Raw genomic sequence first — 26,746 nt, 5'->3', positions numbered from 1 at the left:
GCGCCGGTGCATATGCACCCATGTGGTCGGCGCGCGCGTACTCATCGGACAGAAAGTTCACAGATGATAAAGAGCACAACGGCCCTGCACCGCGCCATAGCGCTGGCAGGCATCTCCGCCCTGGCCCTGACAGCCTGCACAGGCCCGTCGGGCGGCGGCGGCAGCACGGCGTCAGGGAATGCCGGCAGCACCATTGCGTACGGCACCACCGACAAGGTCACGGCTCTTGACCCCGCAGGCTCGTACGACAACGGTTCGTTTATGGTGATGAACCAGATTTACTCCTTTCTGATGAACTCCAAGCCTGGTGGCGCCGAACCCGCCCCGGACCTCGCCGAATCGGCCTCCTTCACTAAACCCACTGAGTTCACAGTCAAGCTGAAGAGCGGCCTCAAATGGGCGAATGGACACGTACTGGACTCCAAGGACGTGAAGTTCTCGTTCGACCGCCAGACCAAGATTGCCGACCCCAACGGACCGTCCTCTCTGCTGACCAACATCGAGTCCATCGCCGCGCCGGACGCCACCACAGTGGTGTTCACGCTGAAGCAGGCCAATGATCAAACGTTCGCGCAGATCCTGCAAAGCCCTGCCGGGCCCATCGTTGACGATGAGGTCTTCCCGGCGGACAAGCTGCTCAGCGACGAGGAGATCGTCAAGGCCAAGCCGTTCTACGGCCAGTACGTCATTGACTCCTATAACAAGAACACGCTGGTCAGCCTGACGGCCTGGCCCGATTACAAAGGTGTTCTGGGCAAGCCGGCTAACGCCGGGGCCACCATCAAGTACTACACCGACCAGACCAACATGAAGTTGGAGGTAAAGGGTGGGCAGATTGACGTAGCCAACCGCAGCCTCAGCGCCACGGACATCGAGGACCTCAAGAAGGACTCCAACGTCAAGGTCAACATCGGCCCCGGTGGCGAGATGCGATACATCGTATTCAACTTCGACACCATGCCGTTTGGAGCCAAGACGTCGGAGGCGGATCCAAAGAAGGCACTGGCAGTCCGCCAAGCCGTAGCCAACCTGATCGACCGGCAGGCGATTTCTGACCAGGTCTACAAGGGTACTTACCTGCCGATGTGGTCAAACGTTCCTTCTGGTTTCCTCGGTGCCAACGAGTCCTTCAAGCAGGCCTATGGGGACGGTTCCGGCAAGCCGAGCTTGGACAAAGCCAAGAAAGCCCTGTCCGATGCCGGAATCACCGGGCCCGTGAACATTAAGCTGCAGTACAACCCGGACCACTACGGCAAGTCCTCCGGTGACGAGTACGCCATGGTCAAGGACCAGTTGGAGAAGAGCGGGCTGTTCACAGTTGATCTGCAGTCCACGGAGTGGGTCACGTACAACGCGGCCTCCAAGAAGGACAGCTACCCGGTGTACCAGCTCGGCTGGTTCCCGGATTTCAGCGACCCGGACAACTACCTGACCCCGTTCTTCCCCAAGGGCGGCTACATCAACAACCACTACTCCAACACGGACGTCGAAGCGCTGATTGCCAAACAGCTTGTCACCGCCGAGAAATCGGAGCGTGAGAAGACCATCCAGGACATTCAAAACCAGTTGGCTAAGGACATCTCAACTCTGCCGTTGCTGCAGGGCGCCCAGGTGGCGGTCTCCGGGAAGAGTGTCAAGGGCGTGGATTCCACCCTGGACGCATCATTCAAGTTCAGGCTGGGACAAGTTTCCAAGTAATCGCCATTAAACCAGCTTAGGAGGTGGGACCCTGGCGGTCCTGCCTCCTAACTGTTGGCCCCACATTCGTCATTCTTCATACCAAGCAGGGACAGCATGGCTACAATGATCGATGCGCCGCCGCCAACGGTCGCGCCGCCCAAATCCAAATCTGCGGGAGGTGGCCTTGGGAGATACATCCTGATTCGCTTCCTGCTCATTTTCCCGACAATCTTCATCCTCGTCACCCTGGTCTTCTTTTTGATGCGGATCACCGGCGATCCCATCACTGCAGCCCAGGGCGGACGCCTGCCGCAGGAGCAGATTGACGCGTTGATTCACCAGGCCGGTTACGACCGGAGCCTTTTCATTCAGTACATCGAGTACCTCGGCAACATCGCCACAGGCAATTTCGGCCGGACCATTTCAGACGGACGGCCAGTCATTGAGATGCTTACCACCTTCGGCGCCGCCACGCTGGAATTGACCATCAACGCCTTGCTGGTGGCTTTGCTCGTGGGGATTCCCCTTGGAATGTTCGCCGCCCACAAACGCGACAAGGTCCCGGACGCATTCCTTCGCTTGTTCGCCATCCTTTGCTATGCCACCCCGGTCTTCTTTGCAGGCCTGCTGCTGAAGCTGGTTTTTTCCGTCGGCCTGGGATGGTTTCCGGTCGCCGGCCGCGCTTCCACCACAACGGAGCTGGCGATGGGAAGGCTCGGAGCACCCACCGGCATCTACTGGCTGGACGCCCTGCGCAGCAGCGATCTGGCAGCTTTTGGCGACATCGTCCACCACGCCGTCCTGCCCGCCGTCGCCCTGGGCCTGCTGACAGCCGGCGTCTTCCTCCGCCTGGTCCGCACCAACGTGATCGGCACCCTCGGCAAGGACTACGTTGAGGCCGGCCGTTCCCGTGGCGTCAGCGAATACCGGCTGGTAACGAAGCACGCCTACAAGCCGGCCCTGATCCCCATCATCACGGTCATGGGTCTGCAGATCGCCCTGATGCTCGGCGGCGCAGTGCTCACGGAGACAACTTTTGAGTGGAAGGGCCTCGGATACCAGCTGGCGCAGTACCTTACGGCGCGTGATTTCGTCGCCGTTCAGGGCATCGTTATGCTCCTGGCCGTCATTGTGGCGGTCACCAATTTTGTGGTGGACATTGCCGCCGCCCTGATCGATCCGCGGGTGAGGTACTGATGAGCATCGAAGCCTTGCCCCATCCCAAAAAACCGATACTTGACCGCATCCCCGTTGCATCCCACATACGCCAAAGCGTCGGCCTGCAGCGCACAATGCTGCTCATCGGCGTCGTGCTTTGTGCCGCTTTTATGGTGACGGCCATTTTTGCGCCGCTGCTGGCGCCCTTTGGCTTTTCGCAAATTTCCGATGATGCAGGCTCTTTCCCGGCCCAGGCCGCACCCGGCGGCAAGCATCTCCTGGGAACAACTGTGGGCGGCTACGACGTCCTGTCCCGTGTTATCTGGGGATCGCAGACGGCAGCAGCAGTACTTGTCGCTGCAGTGTTGATGTCCATCTTCCTGGGAGTGTTTCTTGGACTCGTCAGCGGCTACGTTGGCGGCTGGCTGGACCGCGTCCTGGTGGTAATCGCTGACGCCATCTACGCTTTCCCCACCCTCCTTGTGGCGATCGTTATGTCTATTGCGATCAACAAGGGCCAGTCCGGATTCTGGGGCGGAATCCTCGCCTGCGGGTTAGCGATCACGGCAGTGTTCGTCCCACAGTATTTCCGGGTGATCCGTGCCGAAACCATCCGGCTCAAGGCTGAACCGTTCGTTGAATCGGCCCAGGTGGTCGGTGCATCCAGTGCAAGGATCATCGGCCGGCACATTTTGGCCAATGCCACCAGGACCCTGCCCCTGATCTTCACCCTCAACGCCTCCGAGGCTATCCTCACCCTGGCCGGACTGGGCTTCCTGGGCTTCGGCATCGAGCCCAGCTCCGCTGCTGAATGGGGATTCGACCTCAACAAAGCACTTTCTGATGCATCTTCCGGTATCTGGTGGACGGGCGTGTTCCCCGGCCTGGCCATCGTGCTGACAGTGGTGGGACTGACCCTGGTGGGTGAGAGCATCAACGACCTGAACGATCCGCGGCTCCGGGGCCGCAAACGCGCCAGCGGCAGCTCCCCGGTGACCGGAGCGAATGCCGCCCTCGCGGCAGAAGTGAGGAGTTCATGACCATCAACATCGATCCGTCGTCGGGCCATCAGGCCGACGACGGCCATCCCGTTCTCGACATCGACCACCTTAAAGTTACTTTCGCCACCGATGCCGGCGATGTCCAGGCAGTCAAGGACGTCAGCCTCGAAGTCAGGAAGGGCGAAGTGCTGGCGATCGTGGGGGAGTCGGGCTCCGGCAAAACGGTCACCGCCAAAACCATCCTGGGCCTGCTCCCCGAAACCGCCACCAGCTCCGGCACGGTGCTCATCAACGGGGCCAACGTGATCAGCGTCAGCGCGGCGCGGCTCCGCCAGATCCGCGGCCGCGACGTTGCCATGGTGTTCCAGGAACCGTCCACAGCACTGAACCCCGTGTTCACCGTAGGTTGGCAGATCGCCGAAGGAATCAGGGCCCATGCGGGCAGCGGCGGCGGCAAGCGGGTTTCGGCCAAGGACGCGAAGGCCCGCGCCATCGATGCCCTGCGCAAGGTAGGCATCCCTGATCCCGAACACCGCGTCAACTACTACCCCCACCAGTTCTCCGGCGGTCAGAAGCAGCGGGTGGTCATCGCTGCGGCACTGGCATTGAACCCGGGCCTGATTGTGGCCGACGAACCCACCACCGCCCTGGACGTCACCGTCCAGGCCGAGATCCTGGGGCTGCTGCGGGACCTGCGCGACAAGTACGGCACGTCGATCGTGCTCATCACGCACAACATGGGGGTGGTGGCGGACCTGGCGGACCGCGTGGTGGTGATGTACCAGGGCGACATCGTGGAGGAAGCCCCGGCGAAGACGTTGTTCGCTGAACCACGGCAGGATTACACCCGCAACCTCCTGGCCGCCGTGCCGCACCTGGGCCGCAACTCGGCGTCGGCCGGGCTCACCGAACGGCCCCACCAGGACGAGGAAATCCTGGTGACTGCCAACAACCTGGAAATCGAGTATCCGGGACGCCTGGGAACGCCGGCCTTCAAGGCCGTGGACGGGGTCAGCTTCACCCTCTCCAGGGGTGAGGTCTTTGGCCTGGTGGGCGAATCGGGGTCCGGCAAGACAACAATCGGGCGCGCCATCGCCGGGCTCAACCGGACCACCGGGGGCAGCCTCAAGGTGCTGGGTTACGAAATGCTGAACCTCCGCGAGCGCACTTTCAAGCCGCTCCGGAAGGACATTGGCTTCGTGTTCCAGGATCCGGCCGCGTCGTTCAACCCGCAGCTGACCATTGGTGAGTGCATCGCTGAGCCGATGATCATCCACACCCGGCCCAGCGATGCCCAGGCGCGTAAGCGTGTGGGTGACCTGCTGGAGTCCGTCCAGCTGCCGGCGTCGTACGCAGGCCGCTACCCGCACGAACTGTCCGGCGGCCAACGCCAGCGGGCATCACTGGCGCGGGCGCTGAGCCTGAATCCCCGGCTGCTGATAGCGGATGAGCCGACGTCGGCCCTGGACGTTTCGGTGCAGGCAAAGGTTTTGGAGCTGTTCCGAGACATCCAGGAGGAGTTTGGCTTCGGCTGCCTGTTCATCAGCCATGACCTGGCGGTGGTGGACATCCTGTCCTCCTGGGTTGGTGTGCTGTACAAGGGCAAGCTGGTGGAGCAGGGGATCGGCAGCCAGGTCATGGGAAACCCCCAGCATGACTACACGCGCCGGCTGATCGCCTCCCTGCCCGTGCCCGACCCGGACGAACAGGCCAAACGCCGGGAGGAGCACCGGGCACTCCTGGGCATCTGAACCTGGAGGGGATCCCCGCAGTGTGAAGCGCCTGTGCCGGCGAACGGCCGGCACAGGCGCTTCACACCCGCGTCGATTCCATCGGCTCCCATAGACTGGAACCATGACGCAGCACAACCCCAGCTCTCCTGGCTCCGACGATTTTGATCCCTCCGCCAGCTCACTGGCAGGCACCGTGGACGATTCGGTGATGGCTGAACTGCTGTCCATCCGCTCCAGCATTGACAACATCGATGCCACCTTGGTGTACCTCCTCGCCGAGCGCTTCAAGGCCACGCAAAAAGTGGGCTTCCTCAAGGCAACGCACCGACTGCCCGCCGGTGATCCAGGACGTGAAGCCGCCCAGATCGCACGCTTGCGCCGCCTCGCCGAGGACGCCCACCTTGACCCGGCATTCGCGGAGAAGTTCCTCAACTTCATCATCGGCGAGGTGATCCGCCATCACGAGGCCATCGCCGAGGACCACCAGGCCTCGTCCGGCCAGCAGCCGCAGACCTCCGCGCTGGCGTGAGCCGGGAACAGCACCAACGGGAGCCCGAACGGCGTCCGGCCGTTGCCCCCGCTAAGGAAGTGGCAGCCAAGGACCTCACAACCACGGAAGTAACCGCCACCGGCCTGGGTCCCTGGCCGGGCGAGGACCCGCTCGAAGCCGCCCGGATCATCCGTGGCGAGCTCGGCAGCCCGCACCTGCCGTTCCTCGCCGAACTGCCTGGCCGCGGTGTTGGTTCCGACGCCCTGGGCCGTACTGCCTCGCTCCTGGAAGAGTTGGCGGTGGACGTCCAGCCCTACGGATGGCGGCTCGTTGACCGTCCGGGCAAGGACATGCAACGTGCGGTGTCGGCGCTGTCCACCGACGTGAATGTCCTCGCCGACGTGGCGGGGGCCGAGGACGCATCGGCCGGTGAACTGAAGGTGCAGTTGGTGGGGCCACTCAGCCTTGCCGCCGGCCTGCACCTGCACAACGGGGAGCGCGCCCTGCTGGACCACGGCGCCCGCCGCGACGTGGCCGCCTCCCTGGCTGCCGGAGTGGGCGGTTACCTTCGCCGGGTAGCTGGCGCCGTTCCGGGTGCGCGCCTGGTGGTGCAGGTGGACGAGCCGGACATTGCCGCCGTGCTGGCCGGAACCATACCCACGTCCAGCGGTTACCGCACCCTCCGCGCCGTTGCGGCATCCGAAGCACGCGAGTCCTGGCGCCTGGTCCTGGACGCCCTGCGGTCGGCCGGTGCAGCTGAAGTCGTGGTGTCGTGCCCTGAAATCGAAGCGCCAATCGAGCTGATGCTGGCCGCCGGTGCGGACGGTATCGCGGTGCCGCTCAAGGCACTGACCAACCGGCAGTGGGAACATGTGGCCGCAGCGGTGGAGGCAGGTAAAAAGTTCTGGGCCGGCGCGTTGGACGTGTCCGCCGGCCGCTCGCTGCCCAGGGTTGCCGACTGCGTGGAATCGGTTTGGCGTCCGTGGCACCAGCTGGGTCTTCCGCCGAAGCTTCTGGGCGCCATCCGGGTGACGCCCTCAGCCGGGCTGGCAGGCCACACGCCCGCGCAGGCCACCGCCGTCCTGGGCAGGCTCACGCAAGTAGCCGACGGCCTGAACCAGCAGGCGCTGGGATAGGGCTAGACCCTGTTCTCCCAGCGGTCCGGCTGGGCATAGCGGGGCAGGTAGCTTTGGGCGGAACTGCCGCCGGTGTAGGAGCGGAGCCGGTAGTCAAAGGCCCCCGCGTACACCAGTACCAGGCCGACCTGCGGCTGGATGACCTTCACCTGGATGCGGTGCCGGCCGTTGCTGCCCTCCGCAGGGTCCCACCATTGTTCGGCGTAGGCTTTGGCGTCCAGGGCCGCCGGAAGCGGCACCCGGAGCGGGCCCAGGAAGAGCCGCGATGCCTCTGACACGCCGCGCAGCCTTCCGTCGGCAGTGACGCTCAAGTTCAGGTCGGTCACCAGGCGCCGGTAGCGGCCCACGTAGTCCACCAGCTGCCTGGCCCCACCCCGGTTGGTGACGCTGGTGGTGTCCTGGAAAAGCCGGGTGCGTTCCGGGAACCGGATCTCGCGGCGGGCGGTAAGGCTGGAGCGGCCGAACGGATCCTGGTGCGCGTGGTTCTCGATCCGGAACGGGACGTTCTCCCCATACTCAGGGAAAAAGGCCTCTTCGCCCCCGGTGACGCGCAGCAAAGGGCGCAGCCACTGCTGGCGGCACCCCACGACGTCGAACGTTCCTTCTCCCACGCCGTACTGCCCGGATCCGGGGACCAGCGAGAAGTACTCCTGGAGTTCAGGCTGCAGCCGGGAGAATTCCCCGCCCAGGGCCTGCTGGTAGATCGGGACGTTCATGACGTAAACCTCCTGTTGGCAGTGGAGGTGGCTGCCTCCGGTTTCACAATCTACCGGCCGCCTTGAGCCTGATGTACATGTCCGCCAGCCGGGGCGGCAACTCCTGGGGCTCAGCGTCCACCACCTCCACCCCGTAGCGCCGCAGCTCGGCCGTCACCGCCGCCCGCTGCAGGAGGGCGCGCTCGGCCGCAGCCGCCCGGAACACCGCCGTGGCATCGTCGCGTTCGCGGAGCATGGCGCCCAGCTGGGGATCTCGGACGGCCGCCACCACCACGACGTGCTGGCTTGCCAGCCGCTCCGCCACGGGCAGCAGGCCCTCCTCCGGCGCCCCGCTGTCCAGTGACGTCAACAGCACCACAAGGGAACGGTGCGCCGACACCGCGCGGACCTGCGCCGGGAGCGCCGACCAATCCATTTCGATCAGCTCGGCCTCAAGGGGAGCCATGGCCTGGACCAGCCGGCCCAGGATATTGCCCTGCCCGGCAGCACCCGCCCGCGCCCGGGTCCTGCGGTCGAAGGCCACGAAGTCCACCCGGTCGCCGCCCCGTTCGGCCAGGACTCCCAAAAGAAGCGCAGCCTCGATCCCGGTGTCCAGGCGCGTTTCGTCCGCGATCCTGGCGGCGGCGGTTCTGGATGTATCCAATACCATCACCACGCGCCGGTCCCGTTCCGGCCGCCAGGTCCGGACCACGACGGCGGAGCGCCGGGCCGTGGCCCGCCAGTCGATGGAGCGTACGTCGTCACCGCGGACGTAGTCCCGCAGGGAATCGAACTCGGTCCCGGCGCCGCGGATCTGGACGGCCGCTTTTCCGTCGAGTTCGCGCAGCTTCCGCAGCTTTGAGGGCAGGTGGCGCCGGGAATGGAAGGGCGGCAGCACCCGCACCGATCCCGGACATCCGATGGTCCGCTGGCGGGCTGCGAGGTGCAGCGGGCCAAAGGCACGAAGCGTCACGTGGGGCGCGGCGAGGTCACCCCGGCGGACCGGCCGGAGCCGGACCGCGAACCGCCTGCGTTCGCCGGCCGGGACGTCAACGTCCTGAACGGGGTTCTGCGCGCCGGCGGAGGGCTGCCACCCGTCCCTGAACGATCCCCGAAGCCGCCTGCTGCCGTCGTTGCTGACCGTGAGGACCGCTTCCGCCTCATTGTCGAGTGTCACGTTCGGGGGCTGTGCACGGGCCACAGTCACCTGTCCAAGGCGCGCCGCGACCAACAGGTCGGCGCCCAGCAGTGCCCCGAGCACGGCGGTCGTGGCCAATACGGTCAGCCATCCCGGGAACAGCAGTACCGGTACAAGGCCGAGCAGCACCACTGCCACGAAGCGCCCGGAAACGGCCATCAGCGCGGTACGGGGACGGCGGCCAGGATGCTGCCCAGGACGTCGTCCACCCGGACCCCGTCCATCTGTGCTTCAGGCTGCAGCGCCACCCGGTGCCGCAGGCAGGGCAGGGCCAGCGCCTTGACGTCGTCCGGGGTAACGAAAGTACGGCCGGAGAGCCACGCCCAGGATTTCGATGCATTGAGCAGGGCGGTGGCCCCGCGGGGTGAGACGCCAAGCTGGAACGAGGGGGCCGACCGGGTGGCGCGCACCAGGTCGACGATGTAGCCGATGATTTCCGGTTCCACCGCCACCCGGCCCACTGCCTCCCGCGCCCGGTCCAGGTCCTCCGCGCCCGCCACCGCCCGGACACCCGCTGCTGCCAGGTCCCGGGGATCGAACCCGGCGGCGTGGCGGCGGATGACTTCAATCTCCTCCCCGCGCCCGGGCAGCGGCATGGTGAGCTTGAGCAGGAACCGGTCCAGCTGTGCCTCCGGCAGGGGATAGGTCCCCTCGTACTCCACGGGGTTCTGGGTGGCCGCCACCAGGAACGGCGCCGGCAACCGCCGGGACACGCCGTCCACGGACACCTGCCGCTCTTCCATGGCTTCGAGGAGTGAGGCCTGGGTCTTCGGAGGTGTCCGGTTGATCTCATCCGCCAGCAGGAGGTTGGTGAACACCGGTCCCTCGCGAAAGCTGAACTCGGAGGTGTGCGAATCGTAGACCAGCGAGCCCGTCACATCGCCCGGCATGAGGTCGGGGGTGAACTGCACCCGTTTGGTGTCCAGGCTCAGCGCGGAGGACAGCGCCCGGACCAGCAGGGTCTTGGCAACCCCCGGGACGCCCTCCAGCAGCACATGGCCCTGGGACAGCAGGGCAATCAGGAGGCCTGTGACCGTGGCGTCCTGTCCCACTACCGCCTTGGCCACCTCCCGGCGGACAGCAAGCAGCGCCTGCCGTGGGCCGTCGTCGTCCATGGGGTTGAGGACCCGCTGGCCAATGCTCTGTTCGCTCATCGGATCATGACCTCTTTCTCGAGTTTGTCCAGGGCCTGGGACCAGGCAACCAGCCGGGCCTCGGTTCTGGGGCGTTCGTTGATCAGCGTGCGGACTTCGGCGGTATCCCGGTCCAGGAACCTGGCTGCCGCGGAGATCGTGTCTTCAGCGGTGGCGCCCGGGCCCATCCGCAGCTTCCCGGAAAGCCGCACCAGCAGGCCGGCCCGAAGGTTGTCCCGGGCCTGGTCGACGGCGCGCGAGTCCTGGTAGAGCCGGGCGCGTCCCTCCGCCGTCTCGACAGCCTTGACCACCACGGGCAGCGGCTCGAAGACCAGCGGGCCGTGGCGGCGGCCCCGCCACACAACGGCCGTCACCGCGACCAGGAGCAGCCAGGGGCCCAGGAAGCGGGCCCAGTCCGGTGCCAGCTCGTCGAGGGTTTTCCCGGACCCGCTGTCCGCTGCGTCCGCAAGCGAGGGCAGGTACCAGACCAGGTCCGGTGACGCGCCGAGCAGCCTGACTGCCAGCGCGGCGTTTCCCTGTTCGTCCAGCTCCCCGTTGCCCAGGACGGCTGCGCTGCCCAGCACGGCCAGGCCGCCGTCGTCGCTGACGGCGAGCATCCCGGCGGTTCCTGCTGCCCGGTAGCAGGACGTGCCGCCGTCGTACACAAATACACCTTGCCCCGTGACTTGCCCGGTGATATGACCGGTGACCTGCCCCGCAGCCTCCGCATCAGGGTGGGAACACCCGGGGTCAAGGACCGGGAAGGCATCGGGAACAACACCGGCCTGGTGGATGGCGCTGTCAAGGGCGGTGAGCGTCTCCAGCCGGGGGGACACCACCACCACCCGGTCCGCCTCCGCTCGCAGGTCGGCCAGTTGCTGCTCACCCAGGATGCCGTTCCTGTCGTAGAGCAGGAGTGTGGGGGAGGAACCCGCGCGCAAGTCCTCCACCGCTGCCTCGAACCGGTCCGGAGTGTGCACGGAAACCCCGTGCCGGCCCAAAATCTGGCCCAGCGCCTTGGCCCCTTCCGGCCCGGCATTGTGGACCGAGAGGGGAACGGTGTCGCCCTTGGGCGCGAGTTGCGCGCCCACGACAAGCGCCAGCGCCGCTGCCACCACCATCCCCGCTGCCGTCCCGCCACGGTGCCGCCGCAGCCAACCCGGGATTGTCCGGCCACCAGGCAAGGACCCCGTGGCCTTGTCGACGTCCCGGCGCTTTTCGCCGGCGGTGGCAAGCCCGGTCATGGCAACACTGCCGCAGCGCCGGCGGTAGCCGGCTTCATGGCGTCCAGGATCGTGTCAAGCTCCACCATCTCCTGGTAATCCCCACTGCCTGCTGCCCTGTTTCCATAGCGGATCCCGTCAAAGGTGGCCGCTGCCCGGGCCAGGCGCACGGCCTCCGTGTTGAACGGAAAAGACAGGGCACGGGCCGCTTCATCAGCTGTCCGTCCAGGCTGCGGGTCCAGGATGGCGCGGTCCTCCGCTCTTCGGACCACCGCACGGAAGCGGTCGACGACGGCGTCCCCCCACTTTCCGGCCTCGGCAGCCGTTGCCGCCCGGTCGCGGTAGTCGGAGGCGCCCAGGGCGGGCTCACTTTCGAAGACGTCTTTGGGCTGCCGGGCACGGGCGTGCCTGCGGGGGCGGGCCAGGATGATGGCAGCGGCGATGATGGCGGCAACGACGACGGCGATGACGGGGCTTGGTACTGGGGCGGCGTCTCCGGGGGAGCCGCCCAGGGACTGCAGCCAATCCAGGAAGTTCCGCCACAGGGTGTCCAGCCATGACGGGGCGGCGTCACGGTACTCCGCTTTGGCCAGTTCCTCCGCCGCCCAGCGCCGTGCCTCCTCTGCGCCGGGAAGGACGGGTGGTTCAGCGGCCATAGGGCCATGCTCCCGGCGCCGTCCCGTATCCGGGGTGGGGCCCGCCAGACTGGACGCCGCGGCCCGGGATGCCGTCAGGATCAGCACCTGTCTCCAACTGGTGCAGCAGCGCGATGTCCAGGCCGTCCCGGCGCATCCGGAGGTCCATGTAGAGCAACGCCATGACCGAGGTCTGGAAGGCGTAGCCGACCGCCCCGACCAGGGCGCCGACCACGGCGGTGAAGATGCCGACGGCTACGGCCAGGGAAGCCTCATGTCCGCTGCCGCCGTGCGGCGAGACGACACCGGCGAGGACCGTGGGCAGCATGCTGGCGGGGATCAGGACCACCTGGGTGATGACGGCGACCAGGATTCCCACCGTCAGGATGATGCCGAGGATCCGCCACCAGTTGGCCCTGGTCAGCTCCCACGAACGGCGAAGCCCGGCAAAGGCGCCGAGTTCTTCGATGACGACGGCGGCGGGTGCCACCATGAGCTTGACCGCCACCCAGAGGACGCCGACGCCAAAGGCAAACATCAGGGGGATGGCCAGCAGCGCCCCCGCGCCACGAACGTTGGCGAACAGGAGCGCGATGGCTGCGAACGAGAGGACCATTGCGCCCAGCACCGCCGCGACCAGCAGCGCCGCCAACCGGATCAGCGCCCCCATCCTTGGGCGTGCCAGCGACAGCATGCGCCGGAAGCCGGTGGGCTGGTTAAGGACCGACCGGGCGACCGGGACCACCATTGCGCCCTGGAGGACAGCGCTGATGAACACGGACAGGATGGACAGGAGGACAAAGGCAGCCATCAGCCCGATGCCCAGGGAAGCGATCTCGGCGTTGCTCGCAGTCTCCGCCCAGGTTTCGATGGACCCGGACGACGTGGCGAGGAATCCTGTGAGCACCGCCGCGAGGATAGCCGAGAGGGACTGGGCCAGGAGGCCTGCGCCGAGCATCGCCTTGGCATTACGCCTGATGGCTTGGAAAGAGCCGTCCAGGATCTCCCCGAACATCAATGGCCGCAATGGGATGATTCCGGGTTTGGGCGGGGCGGAATAGCGGGGCTGTTGGGAGGGCCAGGCTCCGTTGGAACCACCGGTATACGGGAAGCCGTTGTTGGGCGGACCGGTATACGGGGAGCCGTTGTTGGGCTGGCCGCCGTATCCCCACGTGGGTGGTTGCTGCCTCGGCTGTGGTTCCTGCCCGGGGAGCGCCTGCTGGCCTGCCGGCGGCGCCCACGGCTGCTCCCAGGTGGGCGGCACCGGAGGCCGGCCGGCCGCAGGGGCCGGCCCGCCGTCGTCACGCCCAACGCCTGGCCGCTCCTGCATGGGCTCCCCGGGCCCCGACTCCTGTGGTGACACTGATTCCTCCCCCAATACCGGTCGGCCTGCCGTGCGGCGCCCACGCGCCAGGGAAAAGTGGCGCACCGGCCACGCCGAGCCTGACCCAAGACTATAGTTCCGGCGTCGGACGGCCTAGTGTCCCGCCATGCCGGACGCCGCTCAACAGGACAAACCCATTTCGATAAGGGAATATATAGCTATGAAGGCACGCATTCTGGTAGTAGATGATGACGAAGCGCTGGCCGAGATGATTGGAATTGTCCTGCGTAATGACGGCTTCGAGCCGGTCTTTTGCGCTGACGGCGCCCAGGCCCTCGACGTGTTCCGGTCATCGCGGCCGGATCTGGTCCTGCTGGACCTCATGCTTCCCGGTATGGATGGCATCGAGGTCTGCCGGCAGATCCGCGCTGAGTCCGACGTGCCCATCGTCATGCTGACCGCCAAGTCCGATACCTCCGACGTCGTCCGGGGACTGGAATCGGGTGCTGACGACTATGTGCCAAAACCATTCAAGCCTGCCGAGCTGGTGGCACGCGTGCGTGCACGCCTTCGCCCCGGAGACCAGAAGGCCCCCGAAACGCTTCGCATCGCGGACATTACCATCGACGTTGCCGGGCACACCGTCAGCCGCGGCAATGAGCGGATCTCCCTGACGCCGCTCGAGTTCGACCTCCTGGTGGCGCTGGCCCGCAAGCCGTGGCAGGTGTTCACCCGCGAACTGCTGCTGGAGCAGGTCTGGGGCTACCGCCACGCCGCCGACACCCGCCTGGTCAACGTCCATGTCCAGCGCCTGCGGTCCAAGATCGAGCAGGACCCGGAAGCTCCGGAAGTTGTTTTGACGGTGCGTGGTGTCGGCTATAAAGCAGGGGTCTGACCCCGCCGCGCAGGACGGGGAACCGGATCAGCGCGCAACCCCGGACTCGGATGCCGTGACGCAGGACGGCAGTGCCCAGGGCACGCCGGAAACCGGTGACGCTGCTACTCCGGGGCTCCGGCATGTGGCGTTCCGGGCCAGGATCTGGCAGCGGCGCGCCCTGATCGTGGCGCTGCGTGTCGCCAGGCTCGTCCGGACTGGTGTCCGTCGCTTCCTTCCCGGACTGAGGTACCTTTGGCGGGCCCTGCAGCGGCGCTGGCGCCGGTCCCTGCAGTTCCGTACTGTCCTCACCACCCTGATGCTGGCCGTGACCTCGTTCGCCGTGGTCGGTGCCTATCTGTCCAACCAGATTGCCAACAACCTGTTCCAGGAACGGCTCACGCAGGCGGAGTCGGAGACCCGCTACAACGTCAAGCAGGTCCAGGAGACGTTCGACGGCGCCCAGGTCACCGACCAGTCCAGCGTCATTACCCTGGTCTACGACACCCTGAACGCGGTGGAGGGCCGGGGCTCAGTGATCCAGCGCCGGTACGTCTTTGAGGCCATGCCGGAGCAGACCAAGCCCCGGAACCGTTGGGTTGAGTCGCGGGCATCCGACCAATTGACGGTCAGCGTGATTCCGCCGGAACTGCGCAAGGCCGTCCAGCAGTCGGGGAAGGACCAGTACTGGGCTTCCACCGTCATCCCGGTCGGCACCGAGGACCGGCCAGGCATCGCGGTCGGTAACAAGGTGACCTTCAACGGCACCGTTTACGAGCTTTACCTGATTTATGACCTGAACACCGCGCAGCAGACGCTCAACGAGATCCAAAGCGTCCTGTGGGCAGGCGGTGCGGTACTGGTCCTCCTGATCGGCGCCGTCGCCTGGTACGTCACCCGCAACGTGGTGAGCCCGGTCAGCCATGCCGCCATGGTGTCGGAGAAACTGGCGGCCGGGCAGCTGCAGGAGCGCATGGTGGTCAAGGGCGAGGACGAAGTGGCCCGGCTTGGCGCGTCCTTCAACCACATGGCCGCCAGCCTGCAGGAGCAGATCACGCAGCTGGCGACGCTCTCGCAGATGCAGCAGCGCTTTGTGTCCGATGTTTCGCACGAGCTGCGGACGCCGCTGACCACCGTCCGGATGGCAGCAGAGGTCCTGTACGACGCCCGTGACGACTTCGACCCCATCAACAAGCGGTCCGCCGAGCTGCTGTACAACCAGGTGGAGCGGTTCCAGTCGCTCCTCTCCGACCTCCTTGAGATCAGCCGCTTCGATGCCGGTGTGGCCGTGTTGGACGCTGAACCCGAGGACCTCCTCCAGGTGATCGCCCACGTGATTGAAGGGGCTGCGCCGGTGGCTGCAGAATACGGTTCGGAGATTATCTACACCGCTCCGGAGGGCGCATTGATCGTGGAAATGGATGCCCGGCGGATCGACAGGATTTTGCGGAATCTCATCCTGAACGCGGTGGAGCACGGTGAGGGCAAGCCGGTGACCGTCACGGTCGCGGCCAATGAAACTGCCGTGGGGGTTGCCGTGCGGGACCACGGCATCGGCATGGACCCGGCACAGGCTGCACGGGTTTTCGACAGGTTCTGGCGTGCGGATCCTGCCCGTGCACGCACCACGGGAGGCAGCGGACTCGGGTTGTCCATCGCGATGGAGGATACAAAGCTGCACCACGGCTGGCTTCAGGCCTGGGGCAGGAAGGGCGACGGCGCCAACTTCCGCCTGACCCTGCCCTTGCGGCAGGATGGTGACATCACTGAGTCGCCTGTGCAGCTCGAACCGAAGGATGTCACCAATCCCGGTGCGCCGGGAAGCGTTCCCGGGGAACAGGACCATAAGAACATGCTGGTGCTGCAGACTGGAGCGGCCCGGACTGCTCCAGTGCGGGCGCCCGAGGAGACACCATGAGGGCCACAGCGCGCCAGGCGAAATATCCGGCGGCACTGCTTGCCCTGCTGATCGTCCTCCTGTCAGGCTGCGCACGGATCCCCACGTCCGGTCCGGTGGGAAAAAGCAGCGAAAGCAGCGCCGGCAACGTCAGCGCACCCGTGTTCCTCCCGGCAGCACCGCAGCCGGGCGCCACGCCGGAAACCATCATCGACTATTTCTACCGGGCAGGCAGCGGCTACGAGGACGATTACGCGGTGGCCCGCCAGTACCTGACCCAAGCCTCTGCCGTGTCCTGGAAACCGGACAAACGCGCGCTGGTTTACCGCGAGGCACGCGTTGTCCCCACAGACGCTGACAACGTCTTCAACTATGAGCTGGATGTCTCCTACACCGTGGACGCCGACGGCGTAGCCACCCAGTCGCCGCCGGGAACCGTGGAACGCATCCCGGTGACGGTTACCCAGGTGGAAGGCGAGTGGCGGATCTCCGCGATCCCGGACGGGACCGCCATTGCCGAGGAAACGTTCAAGGTGATCTACGGCGCCTACCCCATCTACTTCTACGACCCCACCTTCACTTACGCCATTCCCGACGTCCGCTGGTTCCTGAAGAACAAAACCGTCAAAGCCATGACCAGTGCACTGCTGGCCGGGCCTGCTCCATACCTCCGGGGCGCCGTCGCCAGTGCCTTTCCCTCCGGCATCAAGCTCGCCAGGGAATCCGTGCCGGTGGTATCCGGGGCGGCCCAGGTGGACCTGACGGCCAAGGAGCTGACGGAAACATCGGCGGAGGACAGGCTCCGCATGCAGATGCAGCTGACCCTGACGTTCCGCAGCCAGCCTGACGTGGTCAATGTTGAGCTTCGCGCCAACCAGGACCTGGTCCGGGTGGAGGACAACGGGTCCGTGCTTCCCCCGGTGCTGGATAAGACCGTGCCGTCACGCCAGATCGCCATCAGCGGCCACGAACTGGTGCGCTACGAAAACAACCGCGTCTCGCCGCTTCCCGACATGCAGCCGGTGTCCGCGCTCAACCCCCGCCACCCCGCCGAATCCCCGGTGTCGCAGACTGCCGCCTTCCTCAATGACGGCCGCACCACGCTGTACAGCATCAGCCCAGGCCAGCCCGCCCGGGCCCTGACCACCAGGAGCATCCTCAGCCGGCCGACCTTCAGTGTCAACGACTGGGTGTGGACGGCCGGACCCGGTGCCGCCGGAGCCACGGAAGTGGTGGCTTTCCATCCCACCGGAGTGGCGGAAGGCGCCGCCGTCCCGACCGTGACCCTGGCACCTTCCTGGCTTGCCGGCCGGACGGTCAAGGAATTCCGCGTCTCGCGCGACGGCGTGCGTGCCCTGGTCATATCCGAGCAGAACGGGAAGTCCAAGGTGCAGGTGACGGGCGTCATCCGCGCCGCCGACGGCACACCGCGCGAACTGACCGCACCCATCACCCTGGTGGCCGCCAGTGACCCGGATCAAGGGGTCTGGGTGAATGGCACCACCGTTGCCGTCATGAAGGGGGCTGACGGTGCGAACGTCACACCGGAGCTGCTGTCCCTGACCTCCGGGCAGCCGCAGCAGCTGGCCCCCTGGCCGGGCCTGGTAGCCATCAGCGCCGGAAATGGCGCCGACGACATCTACGTCCAGTCCGGGGAGGGGATCTTCCAGCGCCTGGGCAACGGCTGGTCCCCGCAGATCAAGGGCCCCATCGATCCGGCGTTTCCCGGCTGAACCACTGCCAAGGGCGGCGCGGGACAATGCTTTCACCGTCCGGATGGGGCCAGCTTTATCCACATAGCCCAGGCCGGGCCTCCAACAGTGAGGGTGCTCCGGGCGATAGTTGGGACTGTGAACGGCCTATTTGGCAGGAACGGCACTAAAGGTCCCGGCCATCGTGCGACCCGGAGCACGGATCCGGACCTTCAACCGCCTCCTCAATGGGCGGCGCTGCACCGGGGTGAACACGAGGCCGCGCTCCTGCGCCTCATTGATTGGCTGGCAGGCGCCCTGGCGGATCTGCTCGCTTTGGCAGTGCCGGTGGACTGTGTCTGCTGCGGGGCAGAAGACAGCACCCTGTGCCCCTCCTGTGCCGGCCGCATCCGCCAGCTGACCAGGCAGCCGTTCCGGGCGGAAAGCGGAGCCCCCGCCCTGATGGATGTTGCCGGGACCGTCATGCTTCCCGTCGTGGCAGCAGGGGTGTACCGGGACGAGCTGGCGCAGGGACTGCTGTCGTTCAAACGGCACGGCCAGCATCAGCTCGGCAGAAACCTTGGCCGGGCGCTCGCCGGGGCAGTCAGGGAAGGCGTGCCGGGCCAAGGCGACGGTTTCCTGCTGATCCCTGTGCCCACCAGCACCGCGGCCTACGTCAACAGGGGATTCAGCCCGGTCCACCTGCTCCTGAAAGAGGCGGTTCGGCAGCTTCCAGGGCTCGGCGTCGCAGACGTGCTGGCCAAAACCCCGGTGTCCAGCCCCCTGCTGCCCGGCGGCCACGGATTGGGCGGCGCGAAAGGTGCGGCCGGCCAAAAGGGTCTAGGGAGGGGAGCCCGTTCCCTGCGAGTCCGGGGGTCCATGCGGGTCAAGCCCGGGGCCCGCGCAAAGGTTGCAGGGCGCTCCTGCATCATCGTCGACGACGTCCTGACAACCGGCGCCACGGTCGCTGAAGCAGCCCGCGCACTGCACCTGGCCGGCGCCCAGGTAAGGGGCGCAGTCGTGCTCGCTGCGACACGCCCGCCGGACATTAAAGACCAGGACGCCGCAGCCGCCAGCCCGCCCGGAAGACACCATGACTTAGAAAAAAATAAACCGGGAAAGGATGAATAACGGGTGGCTATGAACTAACGTCTGAGGTGGGTACCAAGAACAGAATGTACCTTTCGATGGCGGCTCGGAGAGGGGCTCGACTGTCAGACAGCCCGGCCCAGGGAAGCGCCGCCGTCGTGTCACCGAAGTCATTTGGAGGGCACCATGGAGTTTATGATCAGCGGACGAAATCTGACAGTTTCAGACCGGTTCCGCGAATATGCCGGGGAAAAAATCGCGAAAATCGAATCGCTGGGTGACAAGGTCCAGCGGGTCGACGCGAAAGTCTCCAAGGAGACCAATGCCCGGCAGACCGGCGACCAGCTGACAGTTGAAGTGACAGTTCTGGGCCGCGGACCCGTAATCCGTGCCGAAGCGAGCGCCGCAGACAAGTTTGCCGCCTTTGACCTCGCCTACAACAAACTGCTTGAGCGGCTCCGGCGGGCCAAGGACCGCAAGAAGGTCCACCACGGCCGCCACACCCCAAAGGCTGTCCGTGAGGCTACCGCCTCGCTTGAGCCCGCCAGCGCCCACGAACCGCTGTATCTTGAGGCCAACCACCGGAATGAAGCGGTGGCAGCCCCCGAAGACAAATCCCCATACGATGTCGACAACGACATCCCGGCCGGAAACTCGCCGGTACTGATCCGCCGCAAGGTCTTTCCCGCTGCATCCCTCTCCCTTGACGATGCTGTAGACAACATGGAGCTTGTCGGTCACGACTTCTACCTCTTCGTGGACAAGGCCACCAATACGCCATCCGTCGTGTACCGCCGCCGCGGCTGGACCTATGGGGTCATCACCCTGGACCATGAATGCGAGCCCGGAGACACTGTGGTGGAGGAAAAGGTCCTTGCCTACCGCTCCGACGACGCCGCCGCCAACGCTTAGGGTGGACCACACCACCAGCAGAGAGGACTAATTTGTCAGCAACGCTGAGCCTTGACCAGGCACGGCGGATCGCACTGGCAGCGCAGGGACTCCACAAAGGACGGCCCACCGGCCCCGTGACAGCACGGGCGGTGGGCCGCACTTTTGCCCGACTCCAGCTCGTCCAGATCGATTCCGTGAACGTCCTGGTCCGCAGCCACTTCCTGCCCTTCTATTCCCGCCTGGGGAACTACGACCGCGACATCCTGCAGCGCATGTCGGCCAAACACCCCCGCCGCATGCTCGAATACTGGGCGCACGAGGCGAGCTACATCCGGCCGGAGCATTACCAGGATCTGCTTCTTTGGCAGAAGCGGTCCTGGGTGGGCGCCTCCCGGCTGGATCCCGGGCTCCGTGATGACGTCGCAGCCCGGATCCTGGCGGTCCTCGCCAGATCACGGCCGATGACGGCCTCCGAACTGACCGCCCGGATTGGCCATGTTGAGGAAAAACAGGCAACCAACTGGGGGTGGAACTGGAACGCTGTGAAACGGGTCCTGGAACACCTCTTCGAAGCAGGGCTGGTATCGGCTGCCTCAAGGACGGGGCAATTCGAGCGCAGATACACGCTGACCTCCAACGTCCTCCCATACCCGGACCCGCAGGGCGGGGAAGCAGATCCAACAGCTGCGCTGCAGCGGCTGACCGAAGCGGCGGCCCGGGCACATGGGATTGGAAGCATCCGCTGCTTCGCCGACTATTTCCGGACTCCCGTCAAGGCAACGGCGCTGGCCGTTGGGCACCTGGTAGATCAAGGCACGCTGGAATCGGTCACCGTGCCGGGCTGGGGACGGGAAGTCTACCGGCATGTGGAGGCTGCGCTGCCGCGGCGGGCAACCGGCCGCGCGCTGTTAAGCCCGTTCGATTCCCTGGTCTTTGAACGCCGGCGCCTCCTGGAATTGTTCGGCTTCCATTACCGGATCGAGATCTACACCCCGGAACCCAAACGGCGGTTTGGCTACTACGTCCTGCCTTTCCTGCTGCGCGACAGGATCGTGGCGCGGGTTGACCTGAAGGCGGACCGCGCGGGCGGCCGGCTGCTGGTGAGATCGGCCTTTGCCGAGCCGGACGCACCGGCGGACACCGCCGTCGAACTCGCTGTCGAGCTGAAGCTGATGAGCCAGTGGCTTGGCCTGCCAGACGTGGAAGTGGGGCCGGCGGGGGACCTCGCTGCCCGGCTGGCACAGGAACTGGCATGCCTGTGAGGAGTATCCGCTCTCAGGGAAAAGGGGGCACCGGCAGTGTGTCTCTCCCGTAGACTGAACACGCCAGAATTCGGCGGCATCAGACTGGGAGCATCTTCACGTGGCATCACTTATCGAAAAAATTCTCCGCACGGGTGACAAGAAAACACTCCGGCAGCTGCGGAACTATGCCGATTCCATCAACGCCCTCGAAGACTCATTCAAGACCTTTACCGACGCAGAGCTGCGTGAGGAGACTGACCGTCTCCGCGAACGCCACCGGGACGGTGAAAAGCTCGACGACCTGCTTCCGGAAGCCTTTGCCGCCGTGCGGGAGGCCTCCTCACGGACTCTGGGGTTGCGCCACTTCGACGTTCAGCTGATGGGCGGCGCCGCACTCCATTTGGGGAACATCGCCGAAATGAAGACCGGTGAAGGCAAGACCCTGGTGGCGACCGCTCCCGCCTACCTGAACGCCCTCACCGGCAAGGGTGTCCATGTGGTCACCGTCAACGACTACCTGGCCGAATACCAGTCTGAACTCATGGGCCGCGTCTACCGCTTCCTTGGCCTGACCAGCGGCGTCATCCTCGCGAACCAGGACCCGGGCGTGCGCCGCCAACAGTACGCCGCCGACATCACGTACGGAACCAACAACGAGTTCGGTTTCGATTACCTGCGCGACAACATGGCCTGGGACCGGAACGAACTGGTCCAGCGCGGCCACAACTTCGCCATAGTCGACGAAGTCGACTCCATCCTCATTGATGAGGCGCGTACGCCGCTGATCATCTCCGGCCCGGCCCAGGGGGACACCAACCGCTGGTACAGCGAATTCGCCAAAGTGGTGCTCCGGCTGCAGCCCGGAAAGGATTACGAAGTCGACGAAAAGAAGCGCACGGTAGGCGTCCTGGAGACCGGAATCGAAAAGGTCGAGGATTACCTTGGCATCTCCAACCTCTACGAATCCGCCAACACCCCGCTGATCGGGTTCCTTAACAACGCCATCAAGGCCAAGGAACTGTTCAAGCGGGACAAGGACTACGTCATCCTCGACGGCGAAGTGCTGATCGTGGACGAGCACACCGGCCGCATTCTGGCCGGCCGGCGGTACAACGAGGGCATGCACCAGGCGATCGAAGCCAAAGAAGGCGTCGAGATCAAGGCCGAAAACCAGACCCTGGCCACTGTGACCCTGCAGAACTACTTCCGCATGTACGACAAGCTTTCCGGCATGACCGGCACCGCCGAGACTGAGGCGGCCGAGTTCATGAGCACCTACAAGCTCGGCGTGGTGGCCATCCCCACCAACCGCGACATGCAGCGGATCGACCAGTCGGACCTCGTGTTCAAGAACGAGGTTGTAAAATTCGACGCCGTGGTGCGGGACATTGCAGAACGGCACGAAAAAGGCCAGCCCGTCCTGGTCGGCACCACCAGCGTGGAGAAGAGCGAGTACCTGTCAAAGCTGCTCGCCAAGGAAGGCATCCGGCACGAGGTCCTGAACGCCAAGAACCATGCCCGGGAAGCTGCCATTGTTGCCCAGGCGGGCCGGAAGGGCGCCGTCACCGTGGCCACCAACATGGCTGGCCGCGGCACGGACATCATGCTGGGCGGCAACGCCGAATTCACCGCCGTTGCCGAGCTCGCAAAGCGCGGGCTGGACCCGGAGGAGAACTCGGAAGAATACGAAGCAGCCTGGCCGGCGGCATTTGAAGCTGCCAAACAGTCCGTTAAGGATGAACACGAGGAAGTCCTGGACCTCGGGGGCCTGTACGTCCTGGGCACCGAACGGCATGAATCACGCCGCATCGACAACCAGCTCCGCGGACGTTCCGGCCGCCAGGGCGACCCCGGCGAATCCCGGTTCTACCTCTCACTGACGGACGACCTCATGAGGCTCTTCAACTCGGGTGCCGCGGAACGCCTGATGAACAGCTCGGTCCCTGACGACGTCGCGCTGGAATCCAAGCTTGTCTCACGTGCCATCGCCTCCGCACAGGGACAGGTGGAAGGCCGGAACGCCGAGCAGCGCAAGAACGTGCTGAAGTACGACGACGTCCTCAACCGTCAGCGCGAAGCGATCTACAGCGACCGCCGGCGCATCCTGGAAGGCGACGACCTGCACGAGAAGGTGCAGTTCTTCATCGAGGACACCATTACGGCCCTGATCGACGCCGCAACCGCAGAAGGGAACGGCGACGACTGGGACTTCCACCAGCTGTGGACGAACCTCAAGACGCTCTACCCGGTCAGCGTTACGGCTGAAGACATCATCGACGAAGCCGGCGGCAAGTCCAGGGTCACCGTTGAGCTGCTGAAGGAGGAGATCCTCTCTGACGCACGCCTGGTGTACCAGGCCCGCGAGGAGGTCATCGGCTCCGAGAGCATGCGGGAGCTCGAGCGCAGGGTGGTCCTTTCCGTCATTGGCCGCAAATGGCAGGAACACCTTTACGAAATGGACTACCTGAAGGAAGGCATTGGCCTGCGCGCCATGGCGCAGCGCGATCCGCTGGTGGAGTACCAGCGCGAGGGTTTCGCGATGTTCCAAAGCATGATGGAAGCCATCCGCGAGGAAAGCGTTGGGTTCCTTTACAACCTGGAGGTTGAAGTAACCCCTGCCCAGGATGTCGTCGTACAGGATGCTGCCGGCGGTCACACCGAGCATGTTGACCCGCAGGTCCACGCCGCAGGCCTTGAAGCCCCCGAGCAGCCGACGCAGCTGCAGTACACGGCTCCCAGTGAAGGCGGCGGAACCCAGACCCGGGTGGAAACCCGGTCAGGAGGCGGACGCTCCGGGAACCCTGCTAAGGCAGCTGCCCAGGAAGCAGCCAAACGCCCCGCGAAAAAGAAGAAACGCTAGCAGCACAGCTAACCGCTGGCGGCGGCTACAGGGCAGGGGCGGACGCGTCCCTGCCCTGTTTGCGTGACGCCTGTTGCACGTCGCCCGATCTGTATCGTCACCTGCCCCGGCTTTTTCAAAGGGTCAGCCGATGACAAGCTCAACGACCCGCCACACGTGCTTGCTGCGCTCAAGCCGGACAGCAACGGCACGGGCACGCACGTCATCCACCACCACGGCGCTGGCTTCATAGATTCCGTCGGCTACCTCACAGACCCGTACTGAGCGCACCGCTGAGTTCCGGTGGAGCCGGGCCAACGCCGGATTGCCTGTCCTGGTGAGTTCGCGCCTGATCAGGGCTGCCCGGTGCTGCAGCGATGACAGGCAGCGCGGATCCAGGCGCCGCGCAAGCTGGTGGATGGGCCGGATTCCGGCCAGGACCTCCATGCAAGCCTGAACCGTGCCGCGGGTAATGGCCCTGACTTCCGCAGCTTCACTGACTGGCCGGAGGGGTGGTGGCTTTGCCCCGGGAGATTGGGCCGCCGGGGCCGTCGCCGCCGGCACTGGCCGGGGCTTAACGGGGCCGCTCTCTTCTTGCCTGGTCTTGGCAGCCAGCCCTTCAACGGTCCGGATAGATGTCGCTGCGGTCATGGTGTTCCCCTAGGTTGGACCGGCTGGTAGCTCGGCTGGCTTTTGATTCGACTAGCTGTTGCTGCAAATAACTGATGGTTCGATTGGTTGGCGGGAGCTGTGGAATGCCCGGCCGGACGGGCTGGTTGAGGACAGGCTGCACCGCCTGCTGATTCGGTGTCCTGGCGTGCCGGAACGATTCGCCGTCCGGCGGGGGAGCGACAGCGGCTACGACACTGCCGGTGCGTGGAGTATCTGGCCTGGAAGCAGGACATCCGGGCTCCCGCCAATCAGCGCACGGTTCGCTGCAAACCACCGCGGCCACTCAAGGGCGATGTCCACATCCGATGCGTCCGGTCCCAAATAGGAAGCGACGATGTCCCAGAGTGTGTCGCCGGCGAGTACGGTCACGGCCCTTGCCTGGCCAAACGTGTCACCGGGGCCCCTGTCACGGCCGTCCGACCCACGGCCGGATCCAGCCCTGGCCTCCGGTGCGGCCAGCAGACCCGGCTCCACCACGGGGGGAGCAGGCTGCCACCCGGGGTTCAGCTCCTGGACGGTCGCCGCGGTGCTGGATTCCCACGCATGCGACGGGCCTTCCCGGCCGGCTGAGGGTGCGTCCGCTTGAAGAGGCTGGGTTTGGACGGGCGTACCGCGTGGGCTGTTGCTGGCAGTGGCCTGCGGGGCTTGGTGTGGAATCGCCGGGTTTGATGCGGCCGACGCCGTTGCACGTGCCTGTGTTGGTGTCCATTCAGGCCCCGGCATGACCGCAGCATTTGCGGCGACACCTGTCACGAGTTGTATCGAGAGCGCGGCGACCACTGCCCGCTGCATGAAAGCCGGCGACAGCCTTCGCACGGATGCCGCCGCCCGGCGTCGTCCCATGCGTTCCAACAGAACGGACGCCCAGGCACTCAGGATCGAGACGGCCCACCAGAGCAGAAGGGCAATCCCGGCAGCCGCTGTGACCCCGCCCAGGAGGATATCAACGGACCCGCCCTGATGCCGGGCCGTGGATTCCTGCCACTGGAACAGCAAACCCATGCCCAGGAAGCAGAGCAGGATGCCGAGCAGAAGCAGGGCCAGCACCATGCCGGCATCTGACCATTGCATCTTTTCCGAACGAGCCACTGGTACCCCTTTGATGCCGTTTGATGCTGTTTGATGTTGCTTGGATCAGTCTGAACCGCTGATGAGCATTTGTCCATACGTTGGAGTGAAAATGATTGCGCGTTGACGGGCATGGCTGGGAACCCTACGCTGGCGAAATGCGCTGGGATGCACTCTTCAATGACATGGAAAGCCAGCTTGCGGAGGCAGACCGGCTGGCACTCGACACTGAGGTCAGCGAGCGGACGCGGGCTGAGATGGTGAGCCTGCCCCTCGAGGACAGGCTGCGTGCGGCGGTCGGTTACCGGATCGGCGTCCACCTGATGTCCGGCGACATGGTGCATGGCGAACTGACACATGCTGGGGCGGATGCCCTGGTTTTGGTGGATGACCAGCACCAGGTGCTCATTCCCTACGCGGCGGCCGCGCGCTACGTGGGCCTGGGCAGGTATGCGCGGGCGGAGAACTCACCGGTCCGCAGGTCAATTGGACTTGCCCATGCACTGCGTGGCTTGGCACGCGACAGGGCAGAGCTTTCAGTGACAATTGGCGGCGGAGCCGGAATCCTACGGCTGGCCGGCGTTATCGACCGGGTCGGCAGGGATTACATTGACCTCGCCACGGTCATTCCAGGCGAAGCGCGGAGGAGTCAGAGTGTCAGCCAGGTTTCAGCCATACCTTTTACGGCGCTGGCCATGATCAGGTCCCGCAAGGCTACTGGGAGCTAGCGGCGTCAGACTGACTTGGAGCGCGATTCCTGGATCATGCGGCTGGCCTCGGCGTAGCGTTCCTCGATGTACTGCTCCAGCATCTTCTCTTCGACCCGCCATTGCCCACGGCCGCCTACCTGAATGGCCTTCAGCTCACCGCTCCGGACAAGGGCGTAGGCGGCAGGGGAATTGATCTGGAGCTGCTCTGCGACGTCCGCGAGTGTGAGGAACCTGGGCATGCCTCCATTTTGCCATCAACTGGTCCAGTTTGTGGCCGTTATCCACAAGTTGATGGTATTTAAACAAATGACTTTTGTTCCCCCGCCCTTGCGGTAACAATGAGGAGTCCGGGCCAGAACGTG

Annotated in this window: 23 protein-coding genes; 14 read left to right on the top strand and 9 right to left on the bottom strand. The window is 65.3% G+C overall.

Features of this window, described 5'->3' with window-relative positions; all coding sequences use genetic code 11:
• Positions 1 to 63 precede the first annotated feature (63 nt).
• From Q9R31_RS01295 to Q9R31_RS01270, 6 genes are all read left to right on the top strand, one after another.
• Positions 64 to 1,698, top strand: a complete 1,635-nt coding sequence (locus Q9R31_RS01295; RefSeq protein ID WP_311260963.1) for an ABC transporter substrate-binding protein — start codon at positions 64 to 66, stop codon at positions 1,696 to 1,698.
• Between the two features lie 96 nt (positions 1,699 to 1,794).
• Positions 1,795 to 2,877: an ABC transporter permease gene (locus Q9R31_RS01290; protein ID WP_311260962.1), complete on the top strand. Its 1,083-nt coding sequence runs from the start codon at positions 1,795 to 1,797 to the stop codon at positions 2,875 to 2,877.
• A complete protein-coding gene (locus Q9R31_RS01285; protein WP_311260961.1) occupies positions 2,877 to 3,878 on the top strand; it encodes an ABC transporter permease in 1,002 nt (333 codons plus the stop codon). Before Q9R31_RS01290 ends, Q9R31_RS01285 begins: the two co-directional genes overlap by 1 nt.
• Complete coding sequence (locus Q9R31_RS01280; protein ID WP_311260960.1) at positions 3,875 to 5,590, top strand: ABC transporter ATP-binding protein; 1,716 nt, start codon at positions 3,875 to 3,877, stop codon at positions 5,588 to 5,590. The genes Q9R31_RS01285 and Q9R31_RS01280 overlap by 4 nt, the downstream gene beginning before the upstream one ends.
• A gap of 103 nt (positions 5,591 to 5,693) precedes the next feature.
• Positions 5,694 to 6,101, top strand: coding sequence for a chorismate mutase (locus Q9R31_RS01275; RefSeq protein WP_311260959.1), 408 nt, complete (start codon positions 5,694 to 5,696; stop codon positions 6,099 to 6,101).
• A gap of 59 nt (positions 6,102 to 6,160) precedes the next feature.
• Entirely contained in the window at positions 6,161 to 7,198 is a 1,038-nt protein-coding gene (locus Q9R31_RS01270) for a hypothetical protein (RefSeq protein ID WP_311261614.1), read from the top strand.
• 2 nt (positions 7,199 to 7,200) lie between these two features.
• Here the strand turns inward: Q9R31_RS01270 and Q9R31_RS01265 are convergent, their stop codons facing one another.
• Genes Q9R31_RS01265 through Q9R31_RS01240 form a run of 6 tightly spaced genes read right to left on the bottom strand, consistent with a single transcriptional unit; the run spans position 7,201 to position 13,445 of the window.
• Positions 7,201 to 7,914 carry a DUF4166 domain-containing protein gene (locus Q9R31_RS01265; RefSeq protein ID WP_311260958.1) on the bottom strand — a complete coding sequence of 238 codons (714 nt, stop codon included), beginning with the start codon at positions 7,912 to 7,914 and terminating at the stop codon, positions 7,201 to 7,203.
• Positions 7,915 to 7,957: 43 nt separating this feature from the next.
• Positions 7,958 to 9,250 carry a DUF58 domain-containing protein gene (locus tag Q9R31_RS01260; RefSeq protein WP_311260957.1) on the bottom strand — a complete coding sequence of 431 codons (1,293 nt, stop codon included), beginning with the start codon at positions 9,248 to 9,250 and terminating at the stop codon, positions 7,958 to 7,960.
• On the bottom strand, positions 9,250 to 10,245 hold the full coding sequence (locus Q9R31_RS01255) for a MoxR family ATPase (protein ID WP_311260956.1): 996 nt from the start codon (positions 10,243 to 10,245) through the stop codon (positions 9,250 to 9,252). The genes Q9R31_RS01260 and Q9R31_RS01255 overlap by 1 nt, the downstream gene beginning before the upstream one ends.
• A complete protein-coding gene (locus Q9R31_RS01250) occupies positions 10,242 to 11,468 on the bottom strand; it encodes a DUF4350 domain-containing protein (protein ID WP_311260955.1) in 1,227 nt (408 codons plus the stop codon). The genes Q9R31_RS01255 and Q9R31_RS01250 overlap by 4 nt, the downstream gene beginning before the upstream one ends.
• Positions 11,465 to 12,103 (bottom strand): DUF4129 domain-containing protein, encoded by a 639-nt coding sequence (locus Q9R31_RS01245; protein ID WP_311260954.1) that lies wholly within the window; start codon positions 12,101 to 12,103, stop codon positions 11,465 to 11,467. Before Q9R31_RS01245 ends, Q9R31_RS01250 begins: the two co-directional genes overlap by 4 nt.
• The gene (locus Q9R31_RS01240; protein ID WP_311260953.1) at positions 12,093 to 13,445 is read right to left on the bottom strand and encodes a hypothetical protein; all 1,353 of its coding nucleotides are present in this window, start codon (positions 13,443 to 13,445) and stop codon (positions 12,093 to 12,095) included. Before Q9R31_RS01240 ends, Q9R31_RS01245 begins: the two co-directional genes overlap by 11 nt.
• Before the next feature lie 181 nt (positions 13,446 to 13,626).
• Between Q9R31_RS01240 and mtrA the strand changes: the two genes are divergently transcribed.
• The 7 genes from mtrA (at position 13,627) to secA (ending at position 23,955) form a co-directional block, all read left to right on the top strand.
• Complete coding sequence (gene mtrA / locus Q9R31_RS01235) at positions 13,627 to 14,301, top strand: MtrAB system response regulator MtrA (protein WP_056334824.1); 675 nt, start codon at positions 13,627 to 13,629, stop codon at positions 14,299 to 14,301.
• A gap of 124 nt (positions 14,302 to 14,425) precedes the next feature.
• On the top strand, positions 14,426 to 16,198 hold the full coding sequence (gene mtrB / locus Q9R31_RS01230) for an MtrAB system histidine kinase MtrB (protein WP_311261613.1): 1,773 nt from the start codon (positions 14,426 to 14,428) through the stop codon (positions 16,196 to 16,198).
• Complete coding sequence (locus tag Q9R31_RS01225; protein WP_311260952.1) at positions 16,195 to 17,910, top strand: LpqB family beta-propeller domain-containing protein; 1,716 nt, start codon at positions 16,195 to 16,197, stop codon at positions 17,908 to 17,910. The genes mtrB and Q9R31_RS01225 overlap by 4 nt, the downstream gene beginning before the upstream one ends.
• A 117-nt stretch (positions 17,911 to 18,027) precedes the next feature.
• Positions 18,028 to 18,999, top strand: coding sequence for a phosphoribosyltransferase family protein (locus Q9R31_RS01220; protein ID WP_311260951.1), 972 nt, complete (start codon positions 18,028 to 18,030; stop codon positions 18,997 to 18,999).
• A gap of 144 nt (positions 19,000 to 19,143) precedes the next feature.
• Positions 19,144 to 19,869, top strand: coding sequence for a ribosome hibernation-promoting factor, HPF/YfiA family (gene hpf / locus Q9R31_RS01215; RefSeq protein ID WP_311260950.1), 726 nt, complete (start codon positions 19,144 to 19,146; stop codon positions 19,867 to 19,869).
• 32 nt (positions 19,870 to 19,901) lie between these two features.
• Positions 19,902 to 21,113: a DNA glycosylase AlkZ-like family protein gene (locus Q9R31_RS01210; protein ID WP_311260949.1), complete on the top strand. Its 1,212-nt coding sequence runs from the start codon at positions 19,902 to 19,904 to the stop codon at positions 21,111 to 21,113.
• Between the two features lie 100 nt (positions 21,114 to 21,213).
• Entirely contained in the window at positions 21,214 to 23,955 is a 2,742-nt protein-coding gene (gene secA, locus Q9R31_RS01205; RefSeq protein WP_311260948.1) for a preprotein translocase subunit SecA, read from the top strand.
• Positions 23,956 to 24,078: 123 nt separating this feature from the next.
• On the opposite strand, the gene Q9R31_RS01200 is transcribed toward secA, so the two are convergent.
• Both Q9R31_RS01200 and Q9R31_RS01195 read right to left on the bottom strand, forming a co-directional pair.
• A complete protein-coding gene (locus tag Q9R31_RS01200) occupies positions 24,079 to 24,585 on the bottom strand; it encodes an Rv3235 family protein (protein ID WP_311260947.1) in 507 nt (168 codons plus the stop codon).
• 207 nt (positions 24,586 to 24,792) lie between these two features.
• Complete coding sequence (locus Q9R31_RS01195; protein WP_311260946.1) at positions 24,793 to 25,695, bottom strand: hypothetical protein; 903 nt, start codon at positions 25,693 to 25,695, stop codon at positions 24,793 to 24,795.
• 137 nt (positions 25,696 to 25,832) lie between these two features.
• Here Q9R31_RS01195 and Q9R31_RS01190 point away from each other — a divergent pair, with 137 nt between their 5' ends.
• A complete protein-coding gene (locus Q9R31_RS01190) occupies positions 25,833 to 26,402 on the top strand; it encodes a hypothetical protein (RefSeq protein WP_311260945.1) in 570 nt (189 codons plus the stop codon).
• A gap of 5 nt (positions 26,403 to 26,407) precedes the next feature.
• Here the strand turns inward: Q9R31_RS01190 and Q9R31_RS01185 are convergent, their stop codons facing one another.
• Positions 26,408 to 26,623 (bottom strand): helix-turn-helix domain-containing protein, encoded by a 216-nt coding sequence (locus Q9R31_RS01185; protein WP_018768505.1) that lies wholly within the window; start codon positions 26,621 to 26,623, stop codon positions 26,408 to 26,410.
• Positions 26,624 to 26,746: the final 123 nt, after the last annotated feature.

This window comes from Pseudarthrobacter sp. BRE9 (genome assembly GCF_031844305.1).
In the GTDB taxonomy this organism is placed as follows: domain Bacteria; phylum Actinomycetota; class Actinomycetes; order Actinomycetales; family Micrococcaceae; genus Arthrobacter.
Note: the sequence above shows the minus strand (reverse complement) of the source record. Positions and strands in the feature narration are given on the sequence as shown.